This window comes from Burkholderia sp. AU31652, assembly GCF_002223155.1.
Classification (GTDB): Bacteria; Pseudomonadota; Gammaproteobacteria; order Burkholderiales; family Burkholderiaceae; genus Burkholderia.
Genome location: NZ_NKFG01000008.1, coordinates 391,931 through 415,328, shown reverse-complemented (window position 1 = coordinate 415,328; position 23,398 = coordinate 391,931). Strand labels below are relative to the sequence as shown.

Below are 23,398 nucleotides of genomic sequence, written 5' to 3'. Positions count from 1 at the left end.
GCACGCACACGCCGATCTCGGTGCCTTTCTCGGCGGCCAGCTGCTTGAGCCGGATCGCCGCCGACAGCCCGGCGGGGCCGCCGCCGACGATCACGACGTCGTATTCCATCGATTCGCGCGGGCCGTATTGCGCGAGCAAGTCCTGTGTGGTCAAAATCCTGTCTCCTCCTGTGTCCCGACCGTCAGCCGGTCAGAACTGATCTTCCGTCAACGCGAGCACGCCCTCGTTGCCCTTCGTGCCGACGATCGACGCTTCGAATGCGCCTGCCTGCACCAGCACGTGCTCCGCATAGCATTGCGCGATCGCGATCTTCGCATCGAAGAAGGCCGGGTCGCTCGCGCGGTTCGCGTGCGCCGCCACCAGCGCGCGGCCCATCTGCCACCCGCACAGCACCACGCCCGCCAGCTTCAGGTACGGCACGCTGCCCGCGAACACCGCGTTCGGGTCCTGCTTCGCGTTCGCCACCACGTAATCGACCACCGACGACAGCGCCTTCGCGCCCTTCTCCAGCTGCGCCTTCACCGACGCAGCCGCCGCGCCGTCCAGCTTGCCCAGCGCCGCGACCGTGTCGCCGATCTCCGCGATCAGCGCCTTCGCCACCGCGCCGCCGTCGCGCATCGTCTTGCGGCCCACCAGGTCGTTCGCCTGGATCGCCGTCGTGCCTTCGTAGATCGCCAGGATACGGGCATCGCGGTAATACTGCGCCGCGCCCGTCTCCTCGATGAAGCCCATCCCGCCGTGCACCTGCACGCCCAGGCTCGCCACGTCGTTCACCATCTCCGTGCTCCAGCCCTTCACCACCGGCACCAGATACTCGTAGATTGCCTGATGACGGGCCCGCGTCGCCTCGTCCGAATGGCGGTGGGCAATGTCGCTGTGCGCGGCGGCCACGTAGGCCAGCGCCCGCGCGCCTTCGGTCAGCGCGCGCATCGTGCCGAGCATGCGGCGCACGTCCGGGTGATGGATGATCGTCACCGACTGCTTGGCCGAACCGTCGACCGGGCGGCTCTGCACGCGTTCCTTCGCGAATTCCGCGGCCTTCTGGTAGGCGCGGTCGGCCACGCCGATCCCCTGCATCCCGACGCCGAAGCGCGCCGCGTTCATCATGATGAACATGTATTCGAGGCCGCGGTTTTCCTCGCCGACCAGGTAGCCGATCGCGCCGCCGTGGTCGCCGTACTGCAGCACCGCCGTCGGGCTCGCCTTGATCCCGAGCTTGTGCTCGATCGACACGCAGTGCACGTCGTTGCGTGCACCGAGCGAGCCGTCGTCGTTGACCATGAACTTCGGCACGATGAACAGCGAGATGCCCTTCACGCCTTCCGGCGCGTTCGGCGTGCGCGCCAGCACCAGGTGGACGATGTTGTCCGCCATGTCGTGCTCGCCCCACGTGATGAAGATCTTCGTGCCGAACACCTTGTACGTGCCGTCGCCCTGCGGCTCGGCACGCGAGCGCACCAGTGCGAGATCGGAGCCGGCCTGCGGCTCGGTCAGGTTCATCGTGCCGGTCCATTCGCCCGAGATCAGCTTCGGCACGTAGCGTTGCTTCTGCTCGTCGGTGCCGGCCGTCAGCAGCGCCTCGATCGCGCCGTCGGTCAGGAGCGGACAGAGCGCGAACGACAGGTTCGATGCGTTCAGCATCTCGATGCACGGCGTCGCGATCAGCTTCGGCAGCCCCTGGCCATCGTATTCGGACGGGTGCTGCAGGCCCTGCCAGCCGCCTTCGACGAACTGGCGGAATGCTTCGCCGAAACCCGGCGTCGCGGTCACGACGCCGTCCTTCCAGCTGCTCGGGTTGCGGTCGCCTTCGACGTTCAGCGGGGCCAGCACCTCGCCGCAGAACTTCGCGGATTCGTCGAGCACGGCCTGCGCCGTGTCGTAGCCGGCATCCTCGAAGCCCGGCAACTGCGCAACGGCGTCGATGCCGGCCAGTTCCTTCAGCACGAACAGCATGTCCTTGACGGGGGCGTGATAGCTCATGGTCGATGTTCCAATCAGACGTTTTATGAGGGGCGCTATCGGGCGAGACGCGGGAAAACCGGCTCAGGCCCGGGCGACGACGTGAGGCATCGTAATCCTAGGCCGGGCGATTCTTATTGTCATATCCGGCCCATGTGGTGACAAAATCGGCCACGGGATTTGGGGGTTGGGCGGGGAAAGGCCGGATGGGTGGGGGTTTGGGCGGTAGCCGCTTTTATCCTTCAGATGAATCGGTGAGCAATCGACATGCCCGCCGGGGCTATCCGAGTGGCAGCCACGGCTGGATTGCCGCAATAGAACCGAGGCCCTCGTGCAGACTCGTCCGAAGACACCGAATGTCTTCGTCACGTCGATGGTACGTCTGAACTCCTCAGCCACAACACAATGACATGACCATTCGAGTGCGGTCATGCAGACCGGTACACACCAAATCGACGCGGACTCCCTGTCACTCGAATTCCTCGTTGAATTCGCTCAAAGAGAGGAACAGGCGATGCAATCGCTCGGGCGGTGGTTACGGCGCGCTGGCGCCGCGTTGGTTTTACTGTTGGCCTTTCAGACTCGATCGTACGCGGTGCCCCCGTGGTCACGGAACATTCGCTGACGGTCAACGGGATCACGCTTCACTACCTGGAGGCGGGCGCCAAGGGGGCACGCCTATCGTGCTGCTTGGCGGCTACGGCGAGACGAGCCACATGTGGCTGCCGCTCATATCCAAACTTGCCGTGAATCACGTCGTGATTGCGGCGGATCTGCCAGGCGCCGGCGAGTCGGACATCCCTGCAGCCGGTTACGACAAGTAGACGATGGCCCAGGACATTCACGCGCTGGTGAAGGCGCTCGGCAAGCGTGACGTCGAGGTCGTGGGACACGACATCGGCCTCATGGTGGCATACGCCTACGCCGCCCAGTACCGGAATGAAAGCAGGCGCCTTGCGCTGATGGAATCGTTCCTGCCGGGTGTCGGGAACTGGCAGCCATACTACTACTCGCCTGCGAAGTGGCATTTCGCGTTCTATGGCGAAACGCCACTGAAGCTCGTGCACGCCCGCGAGCGAATTTACCTCGACCATTTCTGGAACGACTTTGCCGCCAATCCCGATCATTCGGTGTCGGAGGCAGATCGAGAGCTCTATACGAGCATCTATGCGCAGCCGGGCCGGATGCGCGCTAGCTTCGAATGGTTCCACGCCTTTCCGCAGGACATACAGGATTTCCAGCAATTCGTGAAGACGCCATTGCAAGATGCCGGTTTTCGTCCTGACCGGCAGAAGGCTGCCGATGACTTCACGATCGATCAGGTTCGCGTGGTGGCGGTGAACGTGCGGGGGGAAGTGATCGAAGGGGCTGGCCATTGGCTGATGTCCGAGGCGCCTGATCGAACGATGGGTGCGCTGGACACTTTCTTAACGCGCATAAGTGCCACTGAGCCTGATGGCCTTTATGATCACTGCCTGATTGCGCATTCTCGGCCATCGCTGGGTCGACGCGCGAGCAGTTCCTCGCGGCTCTCCTACAGGAAACCCGATAAGAAATTGTAGGGAGAGCAACCGGGCGCCGCGGTGATATGAGTCCACGCGCACTTTGACCGTCCGAAGTCGGGTTGAAAGGTGCCGCACGTATTCGTGCGGCGAAGGTCTCAGAAGGTTGGTGGATTCAGCCGATCACCCCTGAATGAATCCACTACCCAAATCGATCGCTCGATTGCCAAAGGCTAACACCTCTTCGTCGGCCAAAGAGCGGCTACCAAATCTATCTCCTTATGTCCGCTCTGTACTTCGACGCGGTAATTGGTGGACTAAGGTAGAGAAATCAACTCGTAGAGACTCAACTGACGGCCGCTTCTTTAAACATTTCGAGAACCGCGTCCATCGATACGCAGACTGTATATCCAGAGTTGGAGATGTCAACATTTATCACATCACCTCGATTGCTATGCCATTTTGTTTCATACGGAATAAATCTCGAAACTAGGCCAATTACTCTAAAGTATCCATCGAGGCAATGCTCAACAACTGGACCTCCGCTATTTCCCGGATAGGCCGGACAGTCTATAACAAACGCTGATTTTTCCGCGTCAACACCGGCAACAATTCCTTTTCGGATCAGCGGCCGTGAGAAATCATAGAATTTGCTGGTCTGTAGCCCAAGTGAAGTGGGGTAGCCTAGCAGGTAGACGTCGCTCGCTAACGAAATCGAATCAAGCATGCCCGCCGCTTCAACATCAACGGAAACGGCGCCGCCGCTCCCAAGCTGCAGAGGCGTCACATAGGGTTCTCCAACCAGGGTCGTTGGCCGTTTTACCGAATTCTTCAGCTGTTTAAGCGGAGTAACGTGATCGTGACCATCCAGCGGTTGATTCCTGCCAATCAAAATTGCCGCGATATCAAATTTGCTACTAGCAAATATCTTCGCATCGTTCAAATCGATCTGAAAAATCGTAGGTGTAGCCAGACTCTTATCCGGGCTATGGCACGTAACAGTTAGTGCCGTCCCGTATAACTGGTCGTGCCGGTCAAATATAACGTGCTTAGCGGTAACGAGATAGTTGGCTCCATCAAGCTTAAGCCTAAATCCTGACCCCAAGGACTTCCCCTCATTGAGGCTCAACAACACAGCATAAGACAGATTGTCATTAGGGATGCGATTCGAGATTAATTCATTAATTTTATTCTTACCATTTTTTGATTTATTCAATTTTCTTACCTTTTCTTAATTTATTGAGAAGAAAAATTCCCTACCAAGAGACACGCGAGCGTTAAAATCAATCCAGTAGCGGTCGGCGTCGCGGATCGCCCGCATATCCGGTTAACGGTTACGTGGACCAAATATTGAGTGCATCCGTACCCACCGACAGCGGTCATTCCGTGGCGGGCACGACTATCGATCAGTCCATGCGTCGATGCCGGTACTCAACTATTACTTATTAGCGACAACTCCGGTCGCGGTGCTGCAGGCGGGCAGTCGTATCTGGCGGCCGCTTCACCCAGTTACCCAACGTTGGTGCTATTAAGGCGTAACGGGTGCCAACGGGTCGGTAGCGACCGCTGCAAACACCCAGTAGCGCAAGCCTCGATTCATCCTTCTGACCAAGGCTCTTTTAGACAAGGCACAAGCATTACCGCATCATTAAAGTACCGTTCGCAAACGCACGGGTAGCTAGCGTCTTCATGCGCACGGGAAAGGTGACTTTGACCATGTGAATATGCCAGCAGCCGCGACTCGCAAGCGCGCTCTGTCGTTCGGCCAGTGGCAGGCAATCACAACCGCCCAGTGACTGCGCCCTCCGTGCGCACGGACACGGCCGCCCTCAATTAATCCCCGTACTTCACCACCACCAACGGCCCCACAAACGCCTCAAAGTGCGGCAACCAAATCGGTATCGCCTCCTTGACCGCAAACATCCCGTGCCCGTTCTTGCCAAACGGCGGTTCAACAATCATCTGCCCGCGCCCACCCGCCCCCTGAAACGCGGCAAACCACGTCGCCACCACCTCCGGCGCGAAATACTTGTCGTTCTGCACGTAATGCCACAGCACCGGCACCTGTGTCGTGCTCGCGAAATGCCCGATCGTGTCGGCCATCTGCTTCGGATCGCACGGCATGCCGGGATGAGTCGTCGGGTTCCCCCCACGCCCACCAGAAAAGTTCACCACCGCAACCACCCCCTGCGGCGCGTAGCTCGCCGCCGCCAGCGACGCAAAACCACCCGCCGATTGCCCGACCAATACAACGCGGTTTCGATCCACTTGCGGCAACGTCTGCGCATACCGCACGGCCGCGAGCACATCGCGCGCGGCCTGCTGCCCCGCAGCAAGGTAATCCGGATGCCGGCACGAACCCGCATCCTCTTCATCGACCCCGCCCGTCGCTCCGTACCCGCGGCGGATCGGCACGATGACCGCGAAGCCGAGCTTCACGAACGTCCGGATCTGCGGCAACGCGCGATAGCGGCGCACCTTCGGCCGGTCGCGCGGATCGGGCGGGCTGCCGTGGCTCAGCACGATCAACGGAAAGGGTCCGGGGCCATCCGGCATGTAGGTGGTGGCGACGATGTCGCGCGTGCTCGCCCCCTCATCGACCGGGACCTTGACGATGGTTTCATGCAGATCCGGCGCGATGGACGTGTCGTCGACCGCCGTCGCCGCACAGCCGACGACGGAAGCGATCAACGCGCCCGAGATGAGCACCCGGCACAAGCAGATGGCGATCCGGTTTCGACGAACGACGATGCTCATGGGTGATCTCTCCACGAATCCGCAGCCGACGGCCTACGCAGCCGCGATGCCTACGGCGAAGGCGTCAGTGTATCCGGGCGGCGGCACGGCCGGGCCAGTCGCACGTGCACAGCCCGCACCAGCATCGCAACACCCCCACCCACCGTCCGATCACCACCGATAACTAACATCCCCCGTCACCATCAACCGCGTGCCATAGAAACACCCGCCCGCTGAAAAGCACGACGACACATAAGTCCGGTCGAACAGGTTGTTCACATGCGCCGCAACGCGCCATCCCTTCCACGCGGACCGTTCGACTCCAAGGTCATACGACAGCCCGAGATCAAAAAGCACGACAGCCGGCACATCGAACGTATTGACGTTGTCACCCGCGCTGCGCCCCACATAACGCACACCACCACCGACCCTCAACCCGCGCAACCCCGGCCGCTCAACCGCATAGTCCAGCCAAAGCGACGCGAGATGGCGCGGCACCGCCGCCACGCGCTTGCCGACCACGGTCGAATCCGTATCGGCCTGCACCGTCGTATCAAGATAGGTGTACGCAGCAATTACATCCAGTTGCTTCCACACACGCGCCCGCCCTTCCAGCTCGATCCCGCGCGATCGCACTTCCCCCGTCTGCACGCTGAAGAACGGATGCTCCGGATCGGCGGTCAGGACATTGCGCTGGCGAATATCGAACGCCGCGATCGACGCGTTCTGCAGCCGGTCCGGCGACTGATAGCGCAACCCGACCTCGAACTGCTTCGCCTTCGTCGGCGTGAACGGCTGACCATCGAAACGCGTGCCGAGCGCCGGCTCGAATGAAGTCGAATAGCTCATGTACGGCGCAAAGCCGCTATCGAACAGATAGACCGCCCCCGCGCGCCCCGTGAACGCCCGCGTACTCTGCCGCACGCTCGCGGACCGCAGCAGGTCATTGGTGGTCGTGCGTGACCACTCCTCGCGCCCGCCGAGCGTGAACACCCACCGATCCCAACGCACCTGATCCTGCAGATAGACGCCGATCCGGTCGGGCGTCTGGCGCGTCTGCTGCGCGACCGGCGGCACCGCATACGGCTGCCCGTAATCGGGCGCCCGCGTATCGAGCGGCGGCGCCGCACCGAAGCCCGAGCCGACGAGATTCGCCACCGCATGCTCATACGACAGCCCGGCCAGCACCGTATGCTCGACCGGCCCCGTCATCACGCGCATCTCGGCCTGGTTGTCGAGCGCGAGATGGTTCACGTGCTCGCGCGACCACGACAGCGAACGGTTCAGCACGCCCGGCGCCAGATACGGCGCGATGAAATTGACCGCCGCGCCCGCGAAGTCGACATCGAGATGCGTATAGCGCACGTTCTGCCGAACCTTCCACGTCGAATTGAAACGATGCTCGAACGCATAGCCGATCATCGCCTGCGTGCGGTCGTACGTATCGAACCCCGGCAGCCCCGGAAAGAAGTGCGTCGGAATCCGCCGTCCCGAATCCGGCCAAAGCGTACCGACTGCCGGCAGCCAGCCCGCGAAGTTGTTGTGCGGATCGCGCTGGAACGACCCCAGCAGCGTGAAACGCGTATCGGCGTTCGGCTGCCACGTCAGCGACGGCGCGACGACGATCCGCTGCTGCCGCGAATAATCGATCTGCTCGTCGGCACGGCGCGCGAGGCCGTCGATCCGGTAGCGCCATGTTCCGTCTTTCGTCACGGGCCCGCTGAAGTCGAATGCAAGCTGCCCGCGATCGCGGTTGCCGGTCTGCACGGCGAGCAGGTGCTGCGCATCGCGCGTGGGCCGCTTGCTGACCATGTCGACGATGCCGCCCGGGCTCGCCTGCCCGTACAGCACCGACGCCGGGCCGCGCAGCACGTCGATGCGTTCGAGCGTCCACGGATCGACGACGCTCGCGGCCCAGTTCACGCCTTTCGGCAGCGGCAGGCCGTCGAGCATCTGCGGATTGATCGCCGCCGCCGCGAAGCCGCCGAAGCCGCGCAGGAACACGCTCTCGAGCACACCGCCGGGGCGTGAATCCGCGTAGGCGCCCGGCGTATAGCGCAGGCTGTCGCCGACGCTGTACACGTCCTGCCGATCCATCTGTTCGCGCGTGACGACCGACAGGCCCTGCGGCACCTCGACGATCGCCGTGTCGGTCTTGGTGCCCGCGCGCGACACGTCGGCCGCGATGCCTTGCACGGGGCCGACACCTGTCTCGCGTCGCCCATCAACGACGATCGGCGCGAGCAACGAGGCATCCGCCGCGGGTTCGCCCGCCTCCCGCGCATCCTGCGCCGAAGCAACAACCGGCATCGCGGTCGCACAGGCCAGTGCGGCCGCCCAGCCCGGTACGCGCCGCCACGCCGCGCGCGGCAACGGAAATCCTGGCCGCGCACGGCGGCCGGTGTGTGATCGATTCATCTCGGGTTATCCGGAAAGCGGAGACGGACGTCGGCGGATATGCCGCGCCCTCGAGTCGGAAGACGGGCCGCTCGTGCAACGGCGACCTCGACTGAACAGCGAATGGGAATCATTTACGTCGACGCAGCGCAGGTAAATGCCGGCGGAAGCAATCAACGAATGCGCGGCACGCAACCGACGGCCGCAGGTTTATTCGTCTGACGTTAACAAAATGTCACGTTTGAATGTCGTTATCCTGAACGACTAAACGATTGATCGGATGATAGGATAGCGACACCCTCAAGCTTCAAGCGAAACACGCAATGTCAAGCCTGCCCCCGGCCACCCGACACTCGCTCGTCGATTCGGCGATCGATATCCTCAAATCCAATATCACTTCCGGCATCTGGCGCGTCGGTCAGCGCATTCCGACCGAGCTCGATCTCGCGAAACAGCTCGAGGTCGGGCGCAACACGGTGCGCGAGGCGGTTCGCACGCTGGCGTATTCCGGCGTGCTCGAAGTGCGCCAGGGTGACGGCACCTACGTGCGCCGCAATGTCGATCCGGCCGAGACGATGCGCGACGTCGATCGCGCCGCGCGCAGCGACCATCTCGAGCTGCAGTGCATGCTCGAAACGGAATGCGCGCGCTACGCGGCGCGCCGGCGCACGGACGAGGATCTCGCGACGCTGCGCAAGCTGCTGAAGGCGCGAGGCGAGCGCGAAGCGTCGCGCGACGTGAAGAAGTTCGTCGAGCGCGACCGCGCGTTTCATATCGCCGTGGCCGCCGCATCGCACAATCACGCGCTCGAAGCGCTGTATCGCTACTTCTCGGGCTCGATCCTCGCGAACGTCGAGGACATCCTCGTCGAACTCGACGAGGCCGAGATTCCCGAGCCGGACATGCGGGCGCACCAGGCGGTGCTCGACGCGATCGAACAGCGCGACGAGAACAAGGCCGTTCGCGCGACGCTCGCGATCCTCAAGCCGCAAATGACCTGGCTCGAAACCCGCGAGACGCCCGCCGCCTGACGCGCCCGTCGCGCCGGGTACACACTATGCGGCGACGGCCTCGATCACGTCGATCTGCCCGTCCGGCGCGGAGCGGACTCCGGCGGGCCGCCAGCCGGCGGCGCCGAGCAGCGCGTCGTATTCGTCCCGCGTGCGCTCGCGGCCGCTGCCCCAGCACATCATGTGGATGTCGTAGAGCTTCGAGAAATGCGCGACGCCCGGCGCCGGCACGACCCGTTCGATCACGAACACGCGTGCGCCGTCCCGGGCGCTTTCGCGTGCCCGCTTGAGGATCGCCACGCACTCGTCGTCGTTCCAGTCGTGCAGGATCAGCTTCAGCAGGTAGACGTCGGCCACCGGCACCGCGTCGAACATGTTGCCGCCCGCCTTGCTGCAGCGTGCGCTCACGCCCATGCGCTGCGCCCAGTCGTCCGCATCGCCGTCGATCACTTCGGGCAGGTCGAACACGACGCCGGTCAGCGACGGGAATCGCCGCAGCAGGCTGCACAGCATGTGTCCCTGGCCGCCGCCGATGTCGCACGCATGCGTGCCCGGCGCGAACGTGACGTCGCGCAGCGCATCGACCACCTGTTCCGACTGCACGGTCGAGAAGCTCGACATCGCGCGCTTGAAATCGGTCCGGTAGCGGTCGTGGTCCTTCGCATAGTCGAACGCCATCGCGCCGAACTCGCGGACGAAACCGTTCTGCTGCCCCTCGCGCACCATGTCGGGCAGATGCGCCCAGATCGCGTAATGCTCCGGCCCTTCCTGCAGCAGCACGAAATCACGCAGCGTGCTCGGGGCGTCCGCATGCAGCAGCGCCCCCGACGCGGTGGCCCGGAAGCCGCGGCGCGTATCCTCGTCGAGCAGGCCGAGCGACGCGAGCGCGCGCAGCAGCCGGTACAGCAGCGGCTCGTCGACGTCGAGCTTCGCCGCGAGCGCGGCCGACGACACCGGCGCATCCGTCGTGACCGCATCGAACACGCCGAGCCGCGTGCCCGCATACAGGATCCGGCTGCGCCACCGTCCGAACAGCGTATCCAGCACCTGTTTTGCCGCATTTTCCATAAAGTACTCCTGAACATGAGCCGACCGCGCCGGCACGTGACGCACCGGGCGATCGCATCGTCAATGAAGCATGCGGATCACTGCTCGTGCAGGAATTCCCGGATCGGGTAGCCGACGTGGCGCTGCGCATCGAGCGTGTAGCCGAGGATGCGGTCGCCGCGCTTGAGCTCCGTGATGTTGTGCACGCTGCCTTTCGGCCCGAGCACGCGCACGTGCCAGTCGTCCTGCGCGATGATGTTGATCGCGCGATTGGCGGCATTCTTCGCCTCGATCAGCAGCAGCGGCCGCGTCTCGACCTTCGCGCGCCCGACCACGACGCGGCGCGCCTTGCCCTGCACGTTGACGGCGAGGATCTCCGCGCCCGATTCGAGCTCGGCGAGATAGCGCGTGCGGTTGTCCGGCGCGACGACGTACGAATGGAGCGCGGCCGCGTTCACGCGGAACGGGCGCGTCGGCATGTACGGCAGCGGGTGCGTCTCGCTGCTGATGAGGATCATGCCGGTCGAATACGAGCCGACGAGGATGCCCTCGTCCTGCTCGAAGCGCGAGCAGGTGTCGACGCACACGCGTTCGCCCGGCCCGAGGTGCGTGAGCCCGACGATCTCGATTTCCTCGAGCTGCAGATCCTCGACCGTGTCGCTGCAGATCGACACGAGCTGCGTGGCCTGCCCGACCTGCGTCGGCGTGAGCAGCACGCCTTCGGGGCCGCGCTGCAGCACGTTCAGCGTGACCTCCGCATCCTCCAGGTCGGCGACGACCGTGATCAGCTCGCCCGACGCCTGATCGGCAGCGGCCAGCAGGATCTCGAGCGGGATCTTGCTCGGGTCCTGCAGGAATTCGACGAGCAGCCACGGCGTCGTGGTCGACAGCTCGCAGGCGCGCGTGAGCGTCGCCTCGCCCGTCACCTCGATGAACACGCCGAGTTCGGCACCATCCGGCACCGCGAAATCGACCGGCAGGCCATCCTTCACGAGGATGATCTGCACCTGCTCGAGCAGCGCGGCATCGGCCGTCTGCCGATCGACGACCGCGACCTTGCACGCGCTCGGCGGCAGCCGCCCGGCCTGCGCCGCATCCTTCACGACGAATGCGGACACGCCGACATGCAGCGCTTCCTCGGTGATCTCGTCCGCGAGCTCGCCGATGTTGCGCAGGTCAATCCAGGAAAGCTTCTTCAAGGCCAATCTCCTTCGAAGGGGATAACGCAGGTTGAGTGACAGGATGAAACTAGCGGCTGACGGAAACGACCGAGCGCGACGCGGCGGCCCTCATCCGGCAATCCACCCAGCCGGCGCCCGGTTCGTAGCCGGCAAGCCGGACGCCGGGCGCGACATCGGCGAGACCGACGCGCGCGCCGTCGTCGGTCCGGAACCGTACTGCGCGGTCGCCGCGCATCACGACGCGCGTGTTCGCGCCGGACGCGCTGCGCGTGTGCAGTGCGACGAGCGGCGCGGATTCGATCCGCACGCGGCCGACCACGATCGCGCGCGTGTCGCCGGCCGCGCCGACCGTCAGGATCCGCTCGCCGGAACGCAGCAGCGAAAGCTGGCGCGCGCGGTCGCCGCCGCAGAACACGAACGATTCGGCCGAGCCCGCGTCGATGCCGAATGTGAGCGGCCGGCCCGGCGGGTGCGCGGCGCCGGCCGCGACGACGAGCAGCATGCTGGTCGCGCTCGCGCCGGCCAGCACGCACTCTTCGCCGTCCAGCTGCGAACAGCCGTCGATCACCGCATGCAGCCCGGTGCCGAGCGGCTCGACGCGCTGCACCTCGAATGTCTTCAGCTTCAGCGGCTCGCGGGCGCGCAGCTCGCCGCATGCGGCCAGCACGCCACGCAACGCGGCCGCATCGCGCGGGGCGAACGCGATGTCGACCGGCGACTGCGCATGCTTGCGCGCGAGGTAGGCCGCGCCGTGCGGATCGGCCAGCGACACGACGATGCGGCACGCGGCCTCGCGGACACCCGCGAGCAGGCGCTCGAGCGGCACCGTGGTCACGAGCGCGTAGTCGATCAGGACGAGCGCGTGCCGCGCGATCGCGGTGCGCACGGCACCGAAATCGGCCGCGCCGTCGATCCTCACGCGAACGCCTGCGAGCGGCGCATGCACGTCGTCGACCAGCGTTGCGACGCCCGGCGTCGATACGGACAGTTGCGCCGCCGCGCCAGGCGCGCACGTGTCGCGCTCGGCTTCGGCCACCACGAAACGGCACGCGCCGGCCCTCGCTGCGTCGGCCGCGACGGCGCCTGCCTGCGCGCCGAGCGCGCGCAGGTCGATCCACGGATAGCGATGCATGGAAATCCTCTACGGTCGGAATGAACCGGGCGCGACGGCCCGGCGCACCGGCTCAGGCGGCCAGGTGCGCGGCACGCCGCTCGACACCGTGCACGGCATCGGACAGGCGGCGGATCAGCGGGGCGGCCTTCGGCGCGGCGAACACGTTGCGACCGGCCGCGATGCCGAGCGCACCCGCGTTCATCACGCGCGACGTGAACGCGACGAACTCGTCTTCCGGCAGCTTCGCGCCGCCCGCGACCAGCACCGGCAGCGACGAGCCGGCGATGATGTCGGCCATGCTCGCGGCGTCGCCGCTGTACGGCAGCTTGACGATGTCGGCGCCGAGATCCGCCGCGACGTTCGCCGCGTGGGCAATCAGTTCGGTCTGCGGACGATCGCCGAGGCCCGGGCCGCGCGGATAGATCATCGCGAGCAGCGGTAACGACCAGCGCGCGCACTCGGTCGCGATGCGGCTCAGGTCGAGCAGCTGCTGGTTCTCCGTCTTCGAGCCGAGATTCACGTGCACGCTGACCGCGTCCGCGCCGCATGCGAGTGCATCCTCGACGCTCGCGAACAGCGTCTTCGCGTTCGCGTCCTCCGCGTAGCGCGTGCAGCCGTTCAGGTGCACGACGAGCGCGAGATCGCTCAGCACGTCGGGAGACAGGAAGCGTGCGCGGCCGCGATGCACGACGATCGCGTCGCCGCCGTGCGCGGCGATGTCGCCCACCAGTTGCCGCAACTGCTGCGGAGGGGCGATGGGCCCGTCCGCGAGCGAATGGTCGAGCGGCACCATCAGACACTTGCCCGACGCGGCACGCACCACCCGCCGCATCCTGAGCGCCTTGCCAGAAACCGATAGAAGAGCGTCCATCCTTGATTCCTCGCCAGAAATGGAGAGGCCGGCTCGTGCGACTTCAGCCTGCCCCCGGAGTGCCCGCTTGCGGGCGGAAGTGGAGCAACAACCGAGCAACGCTTGCAGCAAATCTTGCGTCGTGTAAGACTTGCATAGACCCAATCATCCTATGATTGGATCATCCTTGCAAGTACATTGCGAGCGATCCTGTTTCCCGACCGGGGGACGCATTCGACGCGGCATCGGTTCCCCTTTGCAGACAACGGCAGCACATCAACCTGTGAGGTGTCTATGAAGTTCGGCGTGTCCTTTTTGCCCGATACCGGCCCGGCCGACCGCCCGGCGGCCGATTACTACGCGAACGCGCTGAAGCTCAGCGCGCTGGGGGACCGGCTCGGCTACACGTACGTGAAGATGACCGAGCACTACCTGAAGCCGTATGGCGGCTACAGCCCGTCGCCGCTGATGTTCCTCGCGGCCGCGGCCGCGCAGACGAAGTCGATCCGCCTGATGACGGGCGGCATCCAGGCGTCGTTCCATCATCCGATCCAGCTCGCGGCCGAGGCCGCGCAGCTCGACGCGATCTCGAACGGGCGGCTCGAGCTGGGCTTCGCGCGCGCGTTCCTGCCGTACGAATTCGAGGCGTTCGGCATCGATCTCGATTCGAGCAAGGCGCGCTTCCAGCAGACGATCGACGCGACGGTGCGCCTGCTCGCCGAGGAATCGGTCAACGAGGACACGCCGTTCTTCCGCTACCGCGACGCGCAATCGCTGCCGCGCCCGACGCAGCAGCCGCGTCCGCCGGTCTGGGTCGCGGCGCTGCTCACGCCGTCCAGCTTCGAGTGGATCGGCGAACGCGGCTTCAATCTGCTGATGGCCGCGCCGCCGCGCAAGGACGCGCTCGCGAAGACGCAGGACATGGTGGCCCTCTATCGCGAGACGTTCGAGCGCCATCACGGCCACACCGGCCGCCGGCCGCAGGTCGCGATCAGCATCCCGCTGATGATCGGCACGTCGGACGCGCACGCGCTGGCGCTCGCGGAGCCGCGCCTGCGCCATCACTGGCGCTATTTCGCGGACGCCGCGAAGTCGTGGGAGCAGGTGCAGTCGTCGGCGTACCAGGGCTACAACGAGGCGATGAAGAACAAGATGGGCGGCATGGACACGGCCGACCTCGACGCGACCGCCGTGCTCGGCACGCCCGACACCGTGCGCCAGCGCATTCGCGCGCTGGAAGCCGACCTCGGGCTCGACGCGATCCTGTGGCACATCGACTACGGCGCGCAGCCGTACGAGCTGATGAGCAACAACCTGGAAGTGTTCGCCCGCGACGTGCTGCCGGGGCTATGACGCCATGCCGATCTCTTCCGGACCCACGGCGGACTCGCCCATGACACCGTCCCTGTCACTCGACACGATCGTCGTCGGCGCCGGCATCGGCGGCCTGGCCGCCGCGCTCGCGCTGCGCCGCGCCGGCCATCGCGTCACCGTCCTCGAGCAAAGCCGGGCGTTTCGGGAAGTCGGCGCGGGGCTGCAGGTCGTGCCGAACGCCACGCGCGCGCTGCGTGCGCTCGGCGTGCTCGACCGGCAGCGGCTGGCCGCCGTCGCCCCGACCGCGACGATCCGCCGCCGCTGGCAGGACGGCAGCCTGCTCGGTTCCTTCCCGCTCGGCGACGACGTCGAGGCCGCCTTCAACGCGCCGTACTGGAACGCGCATCGCGCCGACCTGCATGCCGCGCTGCTCGACGCCGTGCGCGACCCGGACACGGCCGGCCCGCCCGTCGCCGTGCTCGGCGGCATCGCGGTGCGCGGGCTCGACGCGTGCGGGCCGGACGGCGCGACCGTCGTCGATGCGGCGGGCACGCGCTGGCGCGCGGATCTCGTCGTCGCGGCCGACGGCATTCACTCGACGCTGCGCCACGCGCTGCTCGGCGACGATGCGCCGCACTACAGCGGCGACGACGCGTATCGCGCGCTGATCGACGTCGACGCGATCGATCCGCACTCGCCCGTGTTCGAGATCGTCAAGGAGCCGCAGGTGACGATCTGGCTCGGGCCCGGCCGGCACGCGATCCATTACTGGGTGCGCGAGCGCCGGCTGCTGAACCTCGTCGTGATCGTGCCGGGCGACGGCAGCACGCGCGAATCGTGGAGCAGCAAGGGTGACCGCGCGACGCTCGAGGCCGAGCTCGATGGCTGGGATTCGCGCCTCGTCGGGCTGATCCGCTGCGCGTCGGACCTGAGCCGCTGGTCGCTGCACGACCGCCAGCCGCTCACACGCTGGGTGTGGGACAGCGTATGCCTGCTCGGCGACGCGTGCCATCCGATGCTGCCGTACCAGTCGCAGGGTGCCGCGCAGGCGCTCGAGGACGCGGTCGTGCTCGGCCGGTGCGTGACCGGGCTCGCGTCGAAGGACGCCCTCGGCGCCGCGCTGGTCGAGTACCAGCGCTTGCGGATCGACCGCAGCGCGCGGATCCAGCTCGCGTCGGCCGGCAACGGCGGCGTGTTCCACCTGCCCGACGGCCCCGAGCAACAGGCGCGCGACGCCGAGCTCAAGTCGCGCCGCGCCGACTTCAAGTCCTACCACTGGACCTGGGCCGACGCGTACCAGCTTTGACGCCCGCCCCGGCGCCGCGTGGTACGACCCGCGGCACCGGGGCTCCTCGTGACAGGACCGCATCATGACGAACACCGTGGACATTGCGCAGCAACTGAAACAGGCGATGCGCGGCGTGGCCGCCACCGTCACGATCGTCACGACCGGTGGCGACGGCGAAACGGCCGCCCCGTGTGCGCTGACCGCCAGCTCGTTCACCTCCGTCGCGCTCGATCCGCCGACCGTGCTGGTGTGCATCAACCGGCGCGCCAGCATTCACGCGTCGATCACCGGCCGCCGGCGCTTCTGCGTGAACGCGCTGCGCAGTTGCCACGTGCCGCTCGCGCTCGCGTGCAGCACGACGGGCTCCGACACGCGCTTCGCGCACGACGCATGGCGCACCGACGCGGCGACCGGCCTGCCCTACCTCGAGAACGCGCAGACGTCGTTCTTCTGCGACACGCTCGAACAGGTCGAGGTGGGTTCGCATTCGATCCTGGTCGGACGGGTCACGCGCGTTGCGATGTCCGACGACGTGAACCCGCTGATGTACGTGAACGGCGCATTCGCCGCCGTCCGCTCGCTGCCGCCCGATGCCGGCGCCGGCCAATGACACCCCGATGCGTGCGTCACGCGTGATGCCGCGCGCAATCGTTGCGTGCGCTGCAGTCACGCTGCGCGCGCGTATCCCGCACTACCATTGCGCCGCATGCACGCGATGACACGGAGAAGCCGATGGCACCCGACCTGAACCTGCTGATTTCACTCGACGCGCTGCTCGAAGAGGGTAGCGTCGTCGGCGCCGCACGCCGCATGAACCTGAGCCCGCCCGCGATGAGCCGCACGCTCGCTCGCATCCGCGAAACGGTCGGCGACCCGATCTTCGTGCAGGCCGGCCGCAAGATGGTGCCGACGCCGCGCGCGCTCGAACTGCGCGGCGCCGTCCGCGAAACCGTGGAGCGCGCGTCGCAGTTGCTCGCCCCGTCCGCGGAAATCGATCTCGGCACGCTCGACAAGCAGTTCAACGTGCGCGCGAATGACATCTTCGTCGGCCTGCACAGCAGCCGCCTGCTCGAGGAGATGGCGCGCGGGATGCCGCGCGCGATGCTGCGCTTCATGCCCGAGGAAGACGACATCGACGACGACGCGTTGCGCAGCGGCCGCATCGACCTGTTCATCAGCGCGTCGCGCCGCCTCGGGCCGGAGATTCGCGTCCAGCCGCTGTTCACGACGACCTTCGTCGGCCTCGCGCGCGACGATCACCCGATCTTCGACGACGACATCACGCCCGAGCGCTTCGCGCGCTGGCCGCACATCGGCGTGTCGCGGCGCGGCAAGTCGGCGGGGCCGATCGACGACGCGCTCGCCGCGCGCGGCCTCGCGCGGCAGGTGCTGCTCGTCGTGCCGACGCCGTATGCGGCGATCTTCGCGCTGCAGGCATCGGACCTGATCCTGCCGCTGCCCGAGCATCTCGCGCGCGGCGCGGTGCGGGCCGGGCTCGGCGTGCGCGCATTCGAGCTGCCGGTGCCGCTCGAAACCGTGCTGATCACGCAGGCGTGGCATCCGCGCTTCCAGAGCGACCCCGCGCACCAGTGGCTGCGGCGTGTCGTGCGCGGGCTGTGCACCGGCCAGCCGGCGCTGCATCCGGCGCACGCATGACGCATGCGTCGTACGCACTCGTCGAGTGCAAAGACGTCACTGTTCCGCATGCATCGCTCGACCGTAGACTGGCTTCGTCCTTTCTCATGGAGCAAGCGCAGTGCATGACGCAGCCGATCAGACGCGCGCCGTCGCGGCGCCGCCCCGCCGCCTGAATCGCGCGGCCGCGGCGCTGATCGCGCGCATCGACATCTTCACGCCACGCGGTGCGTATGTCGCGCGCTCGGTCGTCGCCGCCGCGCTCGCGCTCGGCGTCGCGTACCTGCTCGAACTGGAAACGCCGTACTCGGCGGCATCGACGGTGCTGCTCGTGATCAATCCCGTGCAGGGCGCGGTGATCGGCAAGGGCGTGTGGCGCGTGGTCGGCACGATCGCGGGGATGGTCGTCGCGTTCGTGCTGATGGGCTGCTTCGCGCAGCAGCCGCTGCTGTTCATTCTCGGCTTCGCGTTCTGGCTCGGCGTCTGCGTCGCCGGCATGACGCTGCTGCGGCACTTCCGCGCGTCGGGCACCGTGGTGGCCGGCTACACGATCGGCCTCGCGACCTACGGCGCGATGCAGCATCCCGAGCTGACCTTCGAGCATGTGATCGGGCGCGGCTCGACGGTCGCGATCGGCGTGCTGTGCCTGAGCCTCGTGTCGATGCTGCTCGGCACGCGCGATGTCCACGCAAAACTCGAAGCGCTGGTGACACGCGTCACGGCCGACGTCGCACGGGTCATCGCCGCGCAGCGCAACGGCCTCGCGGCGGCGCCCGCCGACGACAAGCGGCACGCGCTGTTCGCCGGCATCTACGGCATCGACGATCTGCTCGCGCTCGGCAAGGCCGAATCGGAAGATCTCGCGCAGCGCGCGGCCGCCGTGCGGCACGGGATGGCGTCGCTGTTCGGCGCGCTCGTGGGCGGCACACCGCCGCTGCCGGCCGACAGCCCCGGCGCGCAAGCAGTCGCGTCGCTGCAGCCGCGTCTCGCGGCCGCATGGCAGGCCGCCGCCGACGCGTTGGGTGAAGGCCCCGGCGGTGCGGCGCACGCGCTTGCGCGGCTGGTCGATGCGCGCGAAAGCCTGCGTGTGGCGCTCGACGGTATCGCGCTCGGCGATCCGCGCGATGAAGCGGCGTTATTGATCGCCGGCGAGCGATTGATCGAACAGATCGACGACTATTGCGCGGCGCTCGACGGGCTCGTCGAATTGCGGCGCCCGCGGCCGGGCTATCGGCCCGCACGGGTGCGCTTTCACCGCGACACGGGGGCGGCCCTGCGCAACGGCATGCGCTCGGCCTGCGCGATCGCGATCTCCGGTGCGTTCTGGCTCGTCACCGGCTGGAACCAGGGCGACATGATGCTGCTCGTCGTCGCGCCGTACTGCGCGCTGCTCGCGACCGCCGGCAACCCGGCCGCCGGCGCGCAGGCGTTCATCAAGGGCACGATGCTGGCCGTGCCGGCCGCGTTCGTGTGCGCGTTCGGCATCCTGCCGCGCATCGAAGGCTTTCCGCTGCTGGTCGTCGCGCTCGCGCTGTTCTGGATGCCCGGCATCTATGCGACGAGCGTGCCGAAGACCGCGCTCGCGGGGCTCGCGTATCTCGTCGCGTTCAACACGCTGACCGGCGCGACCAATCCGTTCCGCCCCGACGTCGCGCTGTTCCTGAACCAGTCGGTCGCGTGGGTGCTCGCCACCTTCCTCACGCTGCTCACGTTCCGCTTGATCCTGCCGCGCAACCTGGCCACCGACGCCACGCGGCTGCGCCGCACGATCCGCGACGACACGCTCGCAGTCGTGGCGGGGAAGCGCGTCGTGGCGGCGGGCTGGCAGCAGCGCCAGCAGCACCGCATCGCGCAGCTCGGCGCGCTGCTCGCCGGCCAGCCGGCCGCGATGACGCAGGCGAGCATCGAAGCGCTCGCGGCGCTGCACGTCGGCAAGGAGTTGCTGCGAATTCGTCGCGGCGCCGAGCGTGACGGCCTGCCCGACATCGCGCGGCGCCGCGTGCGCGCCGGGCTCGCCGGCCTCGCGCGGCACGCGGCCGCCCCGGCTCGTGCGGCGCGGCATGCGCGGCGCGCCGCGCACGCGCTCGCCGGCCTCGCCGCCGCGCAGCCGGGCAACACCGAACTGAAGTGGCTGATGGCCGCGTTCGCCGACGTCCACGTGCTGCTGCACACGTACGCCGCCTATTTCACCGCCGTTCCGGAGCGCACCCGCGATGCTCAGTGAATTCCCGCTGGCCGGCATCTACCTGCCGCCCTTTTTCGTCTATGCGTGCGCGACCGTGCCGCTCTACATGGCCGTGCGCGCGCTGCTCGCCCGGCTCGGCGTGCTGCGCCGCGTGTGGCATCCGGCGCTGTTCGAGTTCGCGATTTCGCTCGTGCTGGTCGCCACGCTGATCCTCTATTTCTAGTCTCTCGTCGGAACGTATCGCGTCATGTCGCTCAAACCCCTCACCCGAACCCTGCTGACGCTCGCCACGGTGGCCGTCGCGATCGTGCTGGTCGCCGCGCTCTGGCATGCGTACGTCCTCGCGCCGTGGACGCGCGACGCGCGTGTCAGCGCGCACGTCGTGCGGATCGCGCCCGAAGTGTCGGGCACCGTCGTCGACGTCGCGGTGGTCGACAACCAGCGCGTCGCGAAAGGCGACGTGCTGTACCGGATCGATCCGCAACGCTTCGCGCTGGCAGTGGAACAGGCGGAAGCGCAGGTCGCCGCGACCGCCGAGTCGATGCGCCAGAAGCGCGACGAAGCGCAGCGGCGCACCGGCCTCGACGATCTCGTGCCGCGCGAGGACATCCAGCGTTCGAGCCGCGCGGTGTCGATCGCGCAGGCCGAGCACCGCAAGGCGCTGGCCGCGCTCGAGGTCGCGAAGCTCGACCTCGAGCGCACGACGCTGCGCTCGCCGGTCAACGGCTACGTGACGCAGCTGCGCCTGCGTCACGGCGACTACGCGGTCGAGGGCAAGCCCGGTATTTCGGTGCTCGACGCACACAGCTTCTGGATCACCGGCTATTTCGAGGAAACCAAGCTGCGCCGCATCACGACGGGTGCGCCCGCAACGATCCGGCTGATGGGCTTCGATCCGCTGCTGAGCGGGCACGTGACGAGCATCGGCCGCGGCATCGCGGACGAGAACGGCACGCTCGACGAACTCGGCCTGCCGGCCGTCAATCCGACCTTCAGCTGGGTGCGGCTCGCGCAGCGCATTCCGGTGCGCATCGAGATCGACCAGGTGCCGGCCGGCGTGCTGCTGGCGGCCGGCATGACGTGCAGCGTCGAAGTCGGCGAACGCGGGCGCGAACGCACGCCGCGCGGCCGGCTCGCGTCGTGGCTGCACGCGTGGATGTGAAGGGGGCGACGATGCGATGCCCGCTTCCCCCACTGCGTCCGACACGCTACGCGCGCACCTTCATCGCGGCCTGCACGTGCGCGCTGGCCGCATGCACGACGGTCGGCCCCGATTACGCGGCGCCGCAGCCCGTGCATCCGTCCAGCTGGATCGCGTCGCGCGACACGGTAGGCGCCGATCCCGCGCAATTGCAGGACTGGTGGCACACGTTCGGTGACGCGCAGCTCGATGCGCTGGTCGCGCAAGCGATCGCGCACAACCAGGATCTCGCGATCGCGCGCCAGCGGTTGCTGCAGGCGCGCGCCGAACGCGACCAGATCGCGAGCCGCCTCGGCCCGACCGTGACGGCGGGCGGGAACGCCGATGCGATCCGTTCGTCGCGGGCGCTCGACTGGCCGCCCGGCATCGGCCAGTCGCGCACCTACCGGCTCGGCTTCGATGCGTCGTGGGAACTCGACCTGTTCGGCGGCACGCGGCGCGCGGTCGAATCGGCCGATGCGCAGATCGAGGCGCTCGACGACGATCGCCACGCGATCCTCGTGAGCCTGCTGGCCGAGCTCGCGTCGGATTACGCGGAACTGCGCGCGACCCAGGAGCGGCTGCGGATCGCGACGGACAACGTCGCGAGCCTCGACGCCACGCGGCGGCTGACCGAGCAGTCGAACCGGCGCGGCCTCGGCACGTCGTTCGCGGTCGCGCAGGCGCGGGCCGAGCTGCAGCTCGCGCAGGCGACGTTGCCGCCGCTGCATCAGGACGTCGCGCGGCTCGCGCATGCGATCGGCGTGCTCGTCGGCGGCTTTCCGGAAACGCTGCGCGACACGCTGAGCGCGCCCGGCGCGACGCTGCCGGTCGCGCCCGCGCTGCCCGTCACGTTGCCGTCGGACGTGATCCGCGAGCGCCCCGACGTCCGCGCCGCCGAACGGCGGCTGGCCGCCGCGACCGCGCAGATCGGCGTCGCGCGCGCCGAGCAGTTTCCGCATTTCGCGATTCCGTTGAGCCTCGGCACGACGGCCAGCCTCGTGCAGGACCTGTTCTCGGGCGCGAGCGTCGCGTGGTCGGTCGCACTCGACGGCACGCAGACGCTGTACGACGGCGGCCGCGCGAAAGCCGGCGTCGACGCCGCACGCGCGGCCGCCGAAGCCGCGCGGCTCGCGTACGAGCAGCGCATCCGCGGCGCGTTTCGCGATGTCGAGGACGCGCTGGTGGCGATCGGCGCCGCGCGCGACCAGCAGGCCATGCTCGCCGCGGCGGTCGACAGCAGCCAGGATGCGCAGTCGCGCGCGACGCGGCTGTACCGCAACGGCCTCGGCGAATACCTGTCGGTGCTGACCGCGCAGCGCGCGACGTACCGCGCGCGCGATGCGCTCGCACTCAGCCGGCTCGCACAGGTGCAAGGCGCGATCGCGCTCTACAAGTCGCTCGGCGTCGGCTGGCGCGACGCGCCGCCGGTCGCGCAGGCCGGCGCGCCGCAAGCGAATGCGCAGTGAACGCCGCCACCCGGCGCCCCGACGCTTCGGCGTCGCTCATCCACCGGAGAAATCCCGATGCCCGCTCTCAATCCGAATGATTTCGCGTTACACGACATCCATCTCTTTCCGGTCTGCGTGTTTCGCGCCGAACACGCCACGCCGGGCTACGCGCCCCGCTGGGAAGGCGAGATCGACACGCTGATGCGTCACGGCGAGCCGTTCGTGATCGTCTACGTCGAACTCGATACCGACGAAAGCCACGACGACCGCAAGCATCGCGCGGTCTGGCTCAAGCAGAACAAGGCAGCGCTGGGCGCCGTCTGCAAGGCGCTCATCAGCGTCGAACCCGATCCCGACCGGCGCGCGGAAGTGGCCGCGCAGGGTGAAGTCGCCGTCAAGGCATTCGGGATTCCGCATCATGCGGTGGCGTCGTTCGGGCAGGCCGTCTCGCTCGCCGCGCGGCTCACGCGGCAGCCTTCGGGGGAGGATGCGCGGCAGGCCGGACAACCGGCATGACGCATGCCGGTGCGCCACGCCGCGTTGCATTC

The 23,398-nt window shown here is 67.2% G+C and carries 21 protein-coding genes; 12 read left to right on the top strand and 9 right to left on the bottom strand.

The window, feature by feature from the left end:
* Together CFB40_RS38500 and CFB40_RS37545 are read right to left on the bottom strand one after the other, a co-directional pair.
* Positions 1 to 154: FAD-dependent oxidoreductase (locus CFB40_RS38500; protein ID WP_124627112.1), on the bottom strand; the 154-nt coding region annotated here is incomplete at its 3' end.
* A 36-nt stretch (positions 155 to 190) separates the two neighbouring features.
* On the bottom strand, positions 191 to 1,981 hold the full coding sequence (locus tag CFB40_RS37545; protein ID WP_089429492.1) for an acyl-CoA dehydrogenase: 1,791 nt from the start codon (positions 1,979 to 1,981) through the stop codon (positions 191 to 193).
* A gap of 389 nt (positions 1,982 to 2,370) precedes the next feature.
* On the opposite strand from CFB40_RS37545, the gene CFB40_RS39525 reads away from it, so the two are divergent.
* Both CFB40_RS39525 and CFB40_RS37540 read left to right on the top strand, forming a co-directional pair.
* A complete protein-coding gene (locus CFB40_RS39525; RefSeq protein WP_373452714.1) occupies positions 2,371 to 2,784 on the top strand; it encodes an alpha/beta fold hydrolase in 414 nt (137 codons plus the stop codon).
* A gap of 3 nt (positions 2,785 to 2,787) precedes the next feature.
* Positions 2,788 to 3,522: an alpha/beta fold hydrolase gene (locus CFB40_RS37540; RefSeq protein ID WP_179255350.1), complete on the top strand. Its 735-nt coding sequence runs from the start codon at positions 2,788 to 2,790 to the stop codon at positions 3,520 to 3,522.
* A 286-nt stretch (positions 3,523 to 3,808) separates the two neighbouring features.
* Here CFB40_RS37540 and CFB40_RS37535 read toward each other — a convergent pair whose 3' ends face one another.
* The 3 genes from CFB40_RS37535 to CFB40_RS37525 form a co-directional block, all read right to left on the bottom strand.
* A complete protein-coding gene (locus CFB40_RS37535) occupies positions 3,809 to 4,678 on the bottom strand; it encodes a S1 family peptidase (RefSeq protein WP_089434273.1) in 870 nt (289 codons plus the stop codon).
* A 617-nt stretch (positions 4,679 to 5,295) separates the two neighbouring features.
* A complete protein-coding gene (locus CFB40_RS37530) occupies positions 5,296 to 6,219 on the bottom strand; it encodes an alpha/beta hydrolase family protein (protein WP_089434272.1) in 924 nt (307 codons plus the stop codon).
* Between the two features lie 150 nt (positions 6,220 to 6,369).
* Complete coding sequence (locus CFB40_RS37525; RefSeq protein WP_256977009.1) at positions 6,370 to 8,616, bottom strand: TonB-dependent siderophore receptor; 2,247 nt, start codon at positions 8,614 to 8,616, stop codon at positions 6,370 to 6,372.
* Between the two features lie 302 nt (positions 8,617 to 8,918).
* Here CFB40_RS37525 and CFB40_RS37520 point away from each other — a divergent pair, with 302 nt between their 5' ends.
* On the top strand, positions 8,919 to 9,626 hold the full coding sequence (locus CFB40_RS37520) for a FadR/GntR family transcriptional regulator (protein ID WP_089429489.1): 708 nt from the start codon (positions 8,919 to 8,921) through the stop codon (positions 9,624 to 9,626).
* Between the two features lie 24 nt (positions 9,627 to 9,650).
* Here the strand turns inward: CFB40_RS37520 and CFB40_RS37515 are convergent, their stop codons facing one another.
* The 4 genes from CFB40_RS37515 to CFB40_RS37500 all read right to left on the bottom strand — a co-directional run bounded on the left by CFB40_RS37515 (position 9,651) and on the right by CFB40_RS37500 (position 13,818).
* Positions 9,651 to 10,673, bottom strand: a complete 1,023-nt coding sequence (locus tag CFB40_RS37515; RefSeq protein WP_089429488.1) for a methyltransferase — start codon at positions 10,671 to 10,673, stop codon at positions 9,651 to 9,653.
* A 77-nt stretch (positions 10,674 to 10,750) separates the two neighbouring features.
* Positions 10,751 to 11,851 (bottom strand): 3-dehydroquinate synthase II family protein, encoded by a 1,101-nt coding sequence (locus CFB40_RS37510; protein WP_089429487.1) that lies wholly within the window; start codon positions 11,849 to 11,851, stop codon positions 10,751 to 10,753.
* A gap of 49 nt (positions 11,852 to 11,900) precedes the next feature.
* Positions 11,901 to 12,965 carry a 3-dehydroquinate synthase II family protein gene (locus CFB40_RS37505; RefSeq protein ID WP_089434270.1) on the bottom strand — a complete coding sequence of 355 codons (1,065 nt, stop codon included), beginning with the start codon at positions 12,963 to 12,965 and terminating at the stop codon, positions 11,901 to 11,903.
* Between the two features lie 52 nt (positions 12,966 to 13,017).
* Complete coding sequence (locus CFB40_RS37500) at positions 13,018 to 13,818, bottom strand: 2-amino-3,7-dideoxy-D-threo-hept-6-ulosonate synthase (protein ID WP_089429485.1); 801 nt, start codon at positions 13,816 to 13,818, stop codon at positions 13,018 to 13,020.
* A gap of 285 nt (positions 13,819 to 14,103) precedes the next feature.
* Here CFB40_RS37500 and CFB40_RS37495 point away from each other — a divergent pair, with 285 nt between their 5' ends.
* From CFB40_RS37495 to CFB40_RS37455, 9 genes are all read left to right on the top strand, one after another.
* Positions 14,104 to 15,150 (top strand): LLM class flavin-dependent oxidoreductase, encoded by a 1,047-nt coding sequence (locus CFB40_RS37495; RefSeq protein ID WP_256977007.1) that lies wholly within the window; start codon positions 14,104 to 14,106, stop codon positions 15,148 to 15,150.
* A gap of 40 nt (positions 15,151 to 15,190) precedes the next feature.
* Complete coding sequence (locus tag CFB40_RS37490; RefSeq protein ID WP_089434268.1) at positions 15,191 to 16,417, top strand: FAD-dependent monooxygenase; 1,227 nt, start codon at positions 15,191 to 15,193, stop codon at positions 16,415 to 16,417.
* Between the two features lie 64 nt (positions 16,418 to 16,481).
* On the top strand, positions 16,482 to 17,009 hold the full coding sequence (locus CFB40_RS37485; RefSeq protein ID WP_089429482.1) for a flavin reductase family protein: 528 nt from the start codon (positions 16,482 to 16,484) through the stop codon (positions 17,007 to 17,009).
* A gap of 122 nt (positions 17,010 to 17,131) precedes the next feature.
* Positions 17,132 to 18,055, top strand: a complete 924-nt coding sequence (locus tag CFB40_RS37480) for a LysR family transcriptional regulator (protein WP_089429481.1) — start codon at positions 17,132 to 17,134, stop codon at positions 18,053 to 18,055.
* A 100-nt stretch (positions 18,056 to 18,155) separates the two neighbouring features.
* On the top strand, positions 18,156 to 20,258 hold the full coding sequence (locus CFB40_RS37475; RefSeq protein WP_089434267.1) for an FUSC family protein: 2,103 nt from the start codon (positions 18,156 to 18,158) through the stop codon (positions 20,256 to 20,258).
* Positions 20,248 to 20,442: a DUF1656 domain-containing protein gene (locus tag CFB40_RS37470; protein ID WP_089429479.1), complete on the top strand. Its 195-nt coding sequence runs from the start codon at positions 20,248 to 20,250 to the stop codon at positions 20,440 to 20,442. Before CFB40_RS37475 ends, CFB40_RS37470 begins: the two co-directional genes overlap by 11 nt.
* 24 nt (positions 20,443 to 20,466) lie before the next feature.
* Positions 20,467 to 21,381 (top strand): biotin/lipoyl-binding protein, encoded by a 915-nt coding sequence (locus tag CFB40_RS37465; RefSeq protein WP_089434266.1) that lies wholly within the window; start codon positions 20,467 to 20,469, stop codon positions 21,379 to 21,381.
* Positions 21,382 to 21,392: 11 nt separating this feature from the next.
* A complete protein-coding gene (locus CFB40_RS37460; RefSeq protein WP_089434292.1) occupies positions 21,393 to 22,868 on the top strand; it encodes an efflux transporter outer membrane subunit in 1,476 nt (491 codons plus the stop codon).
* A 57-nt stretch (positions 22,869 to 22,925) separates the two neighbouring features.
* A complete protein-coding gene (locus tag CFB40_RS37455) occupies positions 22,926 to 23,366 on the top strand; it encodes a hypothetical protein (protein ID WP_089434265.1) in 441 nt (146 codons plus the stop codon).
* The last annotated feature ends 32 nt before the right edge of the window (positions 23,367 to 23,398 follow it).

Coding starts and splice junctions, on each gene's coding strand:
- CFB40_RS37545 (WP_089429492.1), bottom strand. CDS start 1,981: ATGAGCTATCACGCCCCCGTCAAGGACATGCTGTTCGTGCTGAAGGAA.
- CFB40_RS39525 (WP_373452714.1), top strand. CDS start 2,371: ATGACCATTCGAGTGCGGTCATGCAGACCGGTACACACCAAATCGACG.
- CFB40_RS37540 (WP_179255350.1), top strand. CDS start 2,788: ATGGCCCAGGACATTCACGCGCTGGTGAAGGCGCTCGGCAAGCGTGAC.
- CFB40_RS37530 (WP_089434272.1), bottom strand. CDS start 6,219: ATGAGCATCGTCGTTCGTCGAAACCGGATCGCCATCTGCTTGTGCCGG.
- CFB40_RS37525 (WP_256977009.1), bottom strand. CDS start 8,616: ATGAATCGATCACACACCGGCCGCCGTGCGCGGCCAGGATTTCCGTTG.
- CFB40_RS37520 (WP_089429489.1), top strand. CDS start 8,919: ATGTCAAGCCTGCCCCCGGCCACCCGACACTCGCTCGTCGATTCGGCG.
- CFB40_RS37515 (WP_089429488.1), bottom strand. CDS start 10,673: ATGGAAAATGCGGCAAAACAGGTGCTGGATACGCTGTTCGGACGGTGG.
- CFB40_RS37505 (WP_089434270.1), bottom strand. CDS start 12,965: ATGCATCGCTATCCGTGGATCGACCTGCGCGCGCTCGGCGCGCAGGCA.
- CFB40_RS37500 (WP_089429485.1), bottom strand. CDS start 13,818: ATGGACGCTCTTCTATCGGTTTCTGGCAAGGCGCTCAGGATGCGGCGG.
- CFB40_RS37490 (WP_089434268.1), top strand. CDS start 15,191: ATGACACCGTCCCTGTCACTCGACACGATCGTCGTCGGCGCCGGCATC.
- CFB40_RS37485 (WP_089429482.1), top strand. CDS start 16,482: ATGACGAACACCGTGGACATTGCGCAGCAACTGAAACAGGCGATGCGC.
- CFB40_RS37480 (WP_089429481.1), top strand. CDS start 17,132: ATGGCACCCGACCTGAACCTGCTGATTTCACTCGACGCGCTGCTCGAA.
- CFB40_RS37470 (WP_089429479.1), top strand. CDS start 20,248: ATGCTCAGTGAATTCCCGCTGGCCGGCATCTACCTGCCGCCCTTTTTC.
- CFB40_RS37465 (WP_089434266.1), top strand. CDS start 20,467: ATGTCGCTCAAACCCCTCACCCGAACCCTGCTGACGCTCGCCACGGTG.
- CFB40_RS37460 (WP_089434292.1), top strand. CDS start 21,393: ATGCGATGCCCGCTTCCCCCACTGCGTCCGACACGCTACGCGCGCACC.
- CFB40_RS37455 (WP_089434265.1), top strand. CDS start 22,926: ATGCCCGCTCTCAATCCGAATGATTTCGCGTTACACGACATCCATCTC.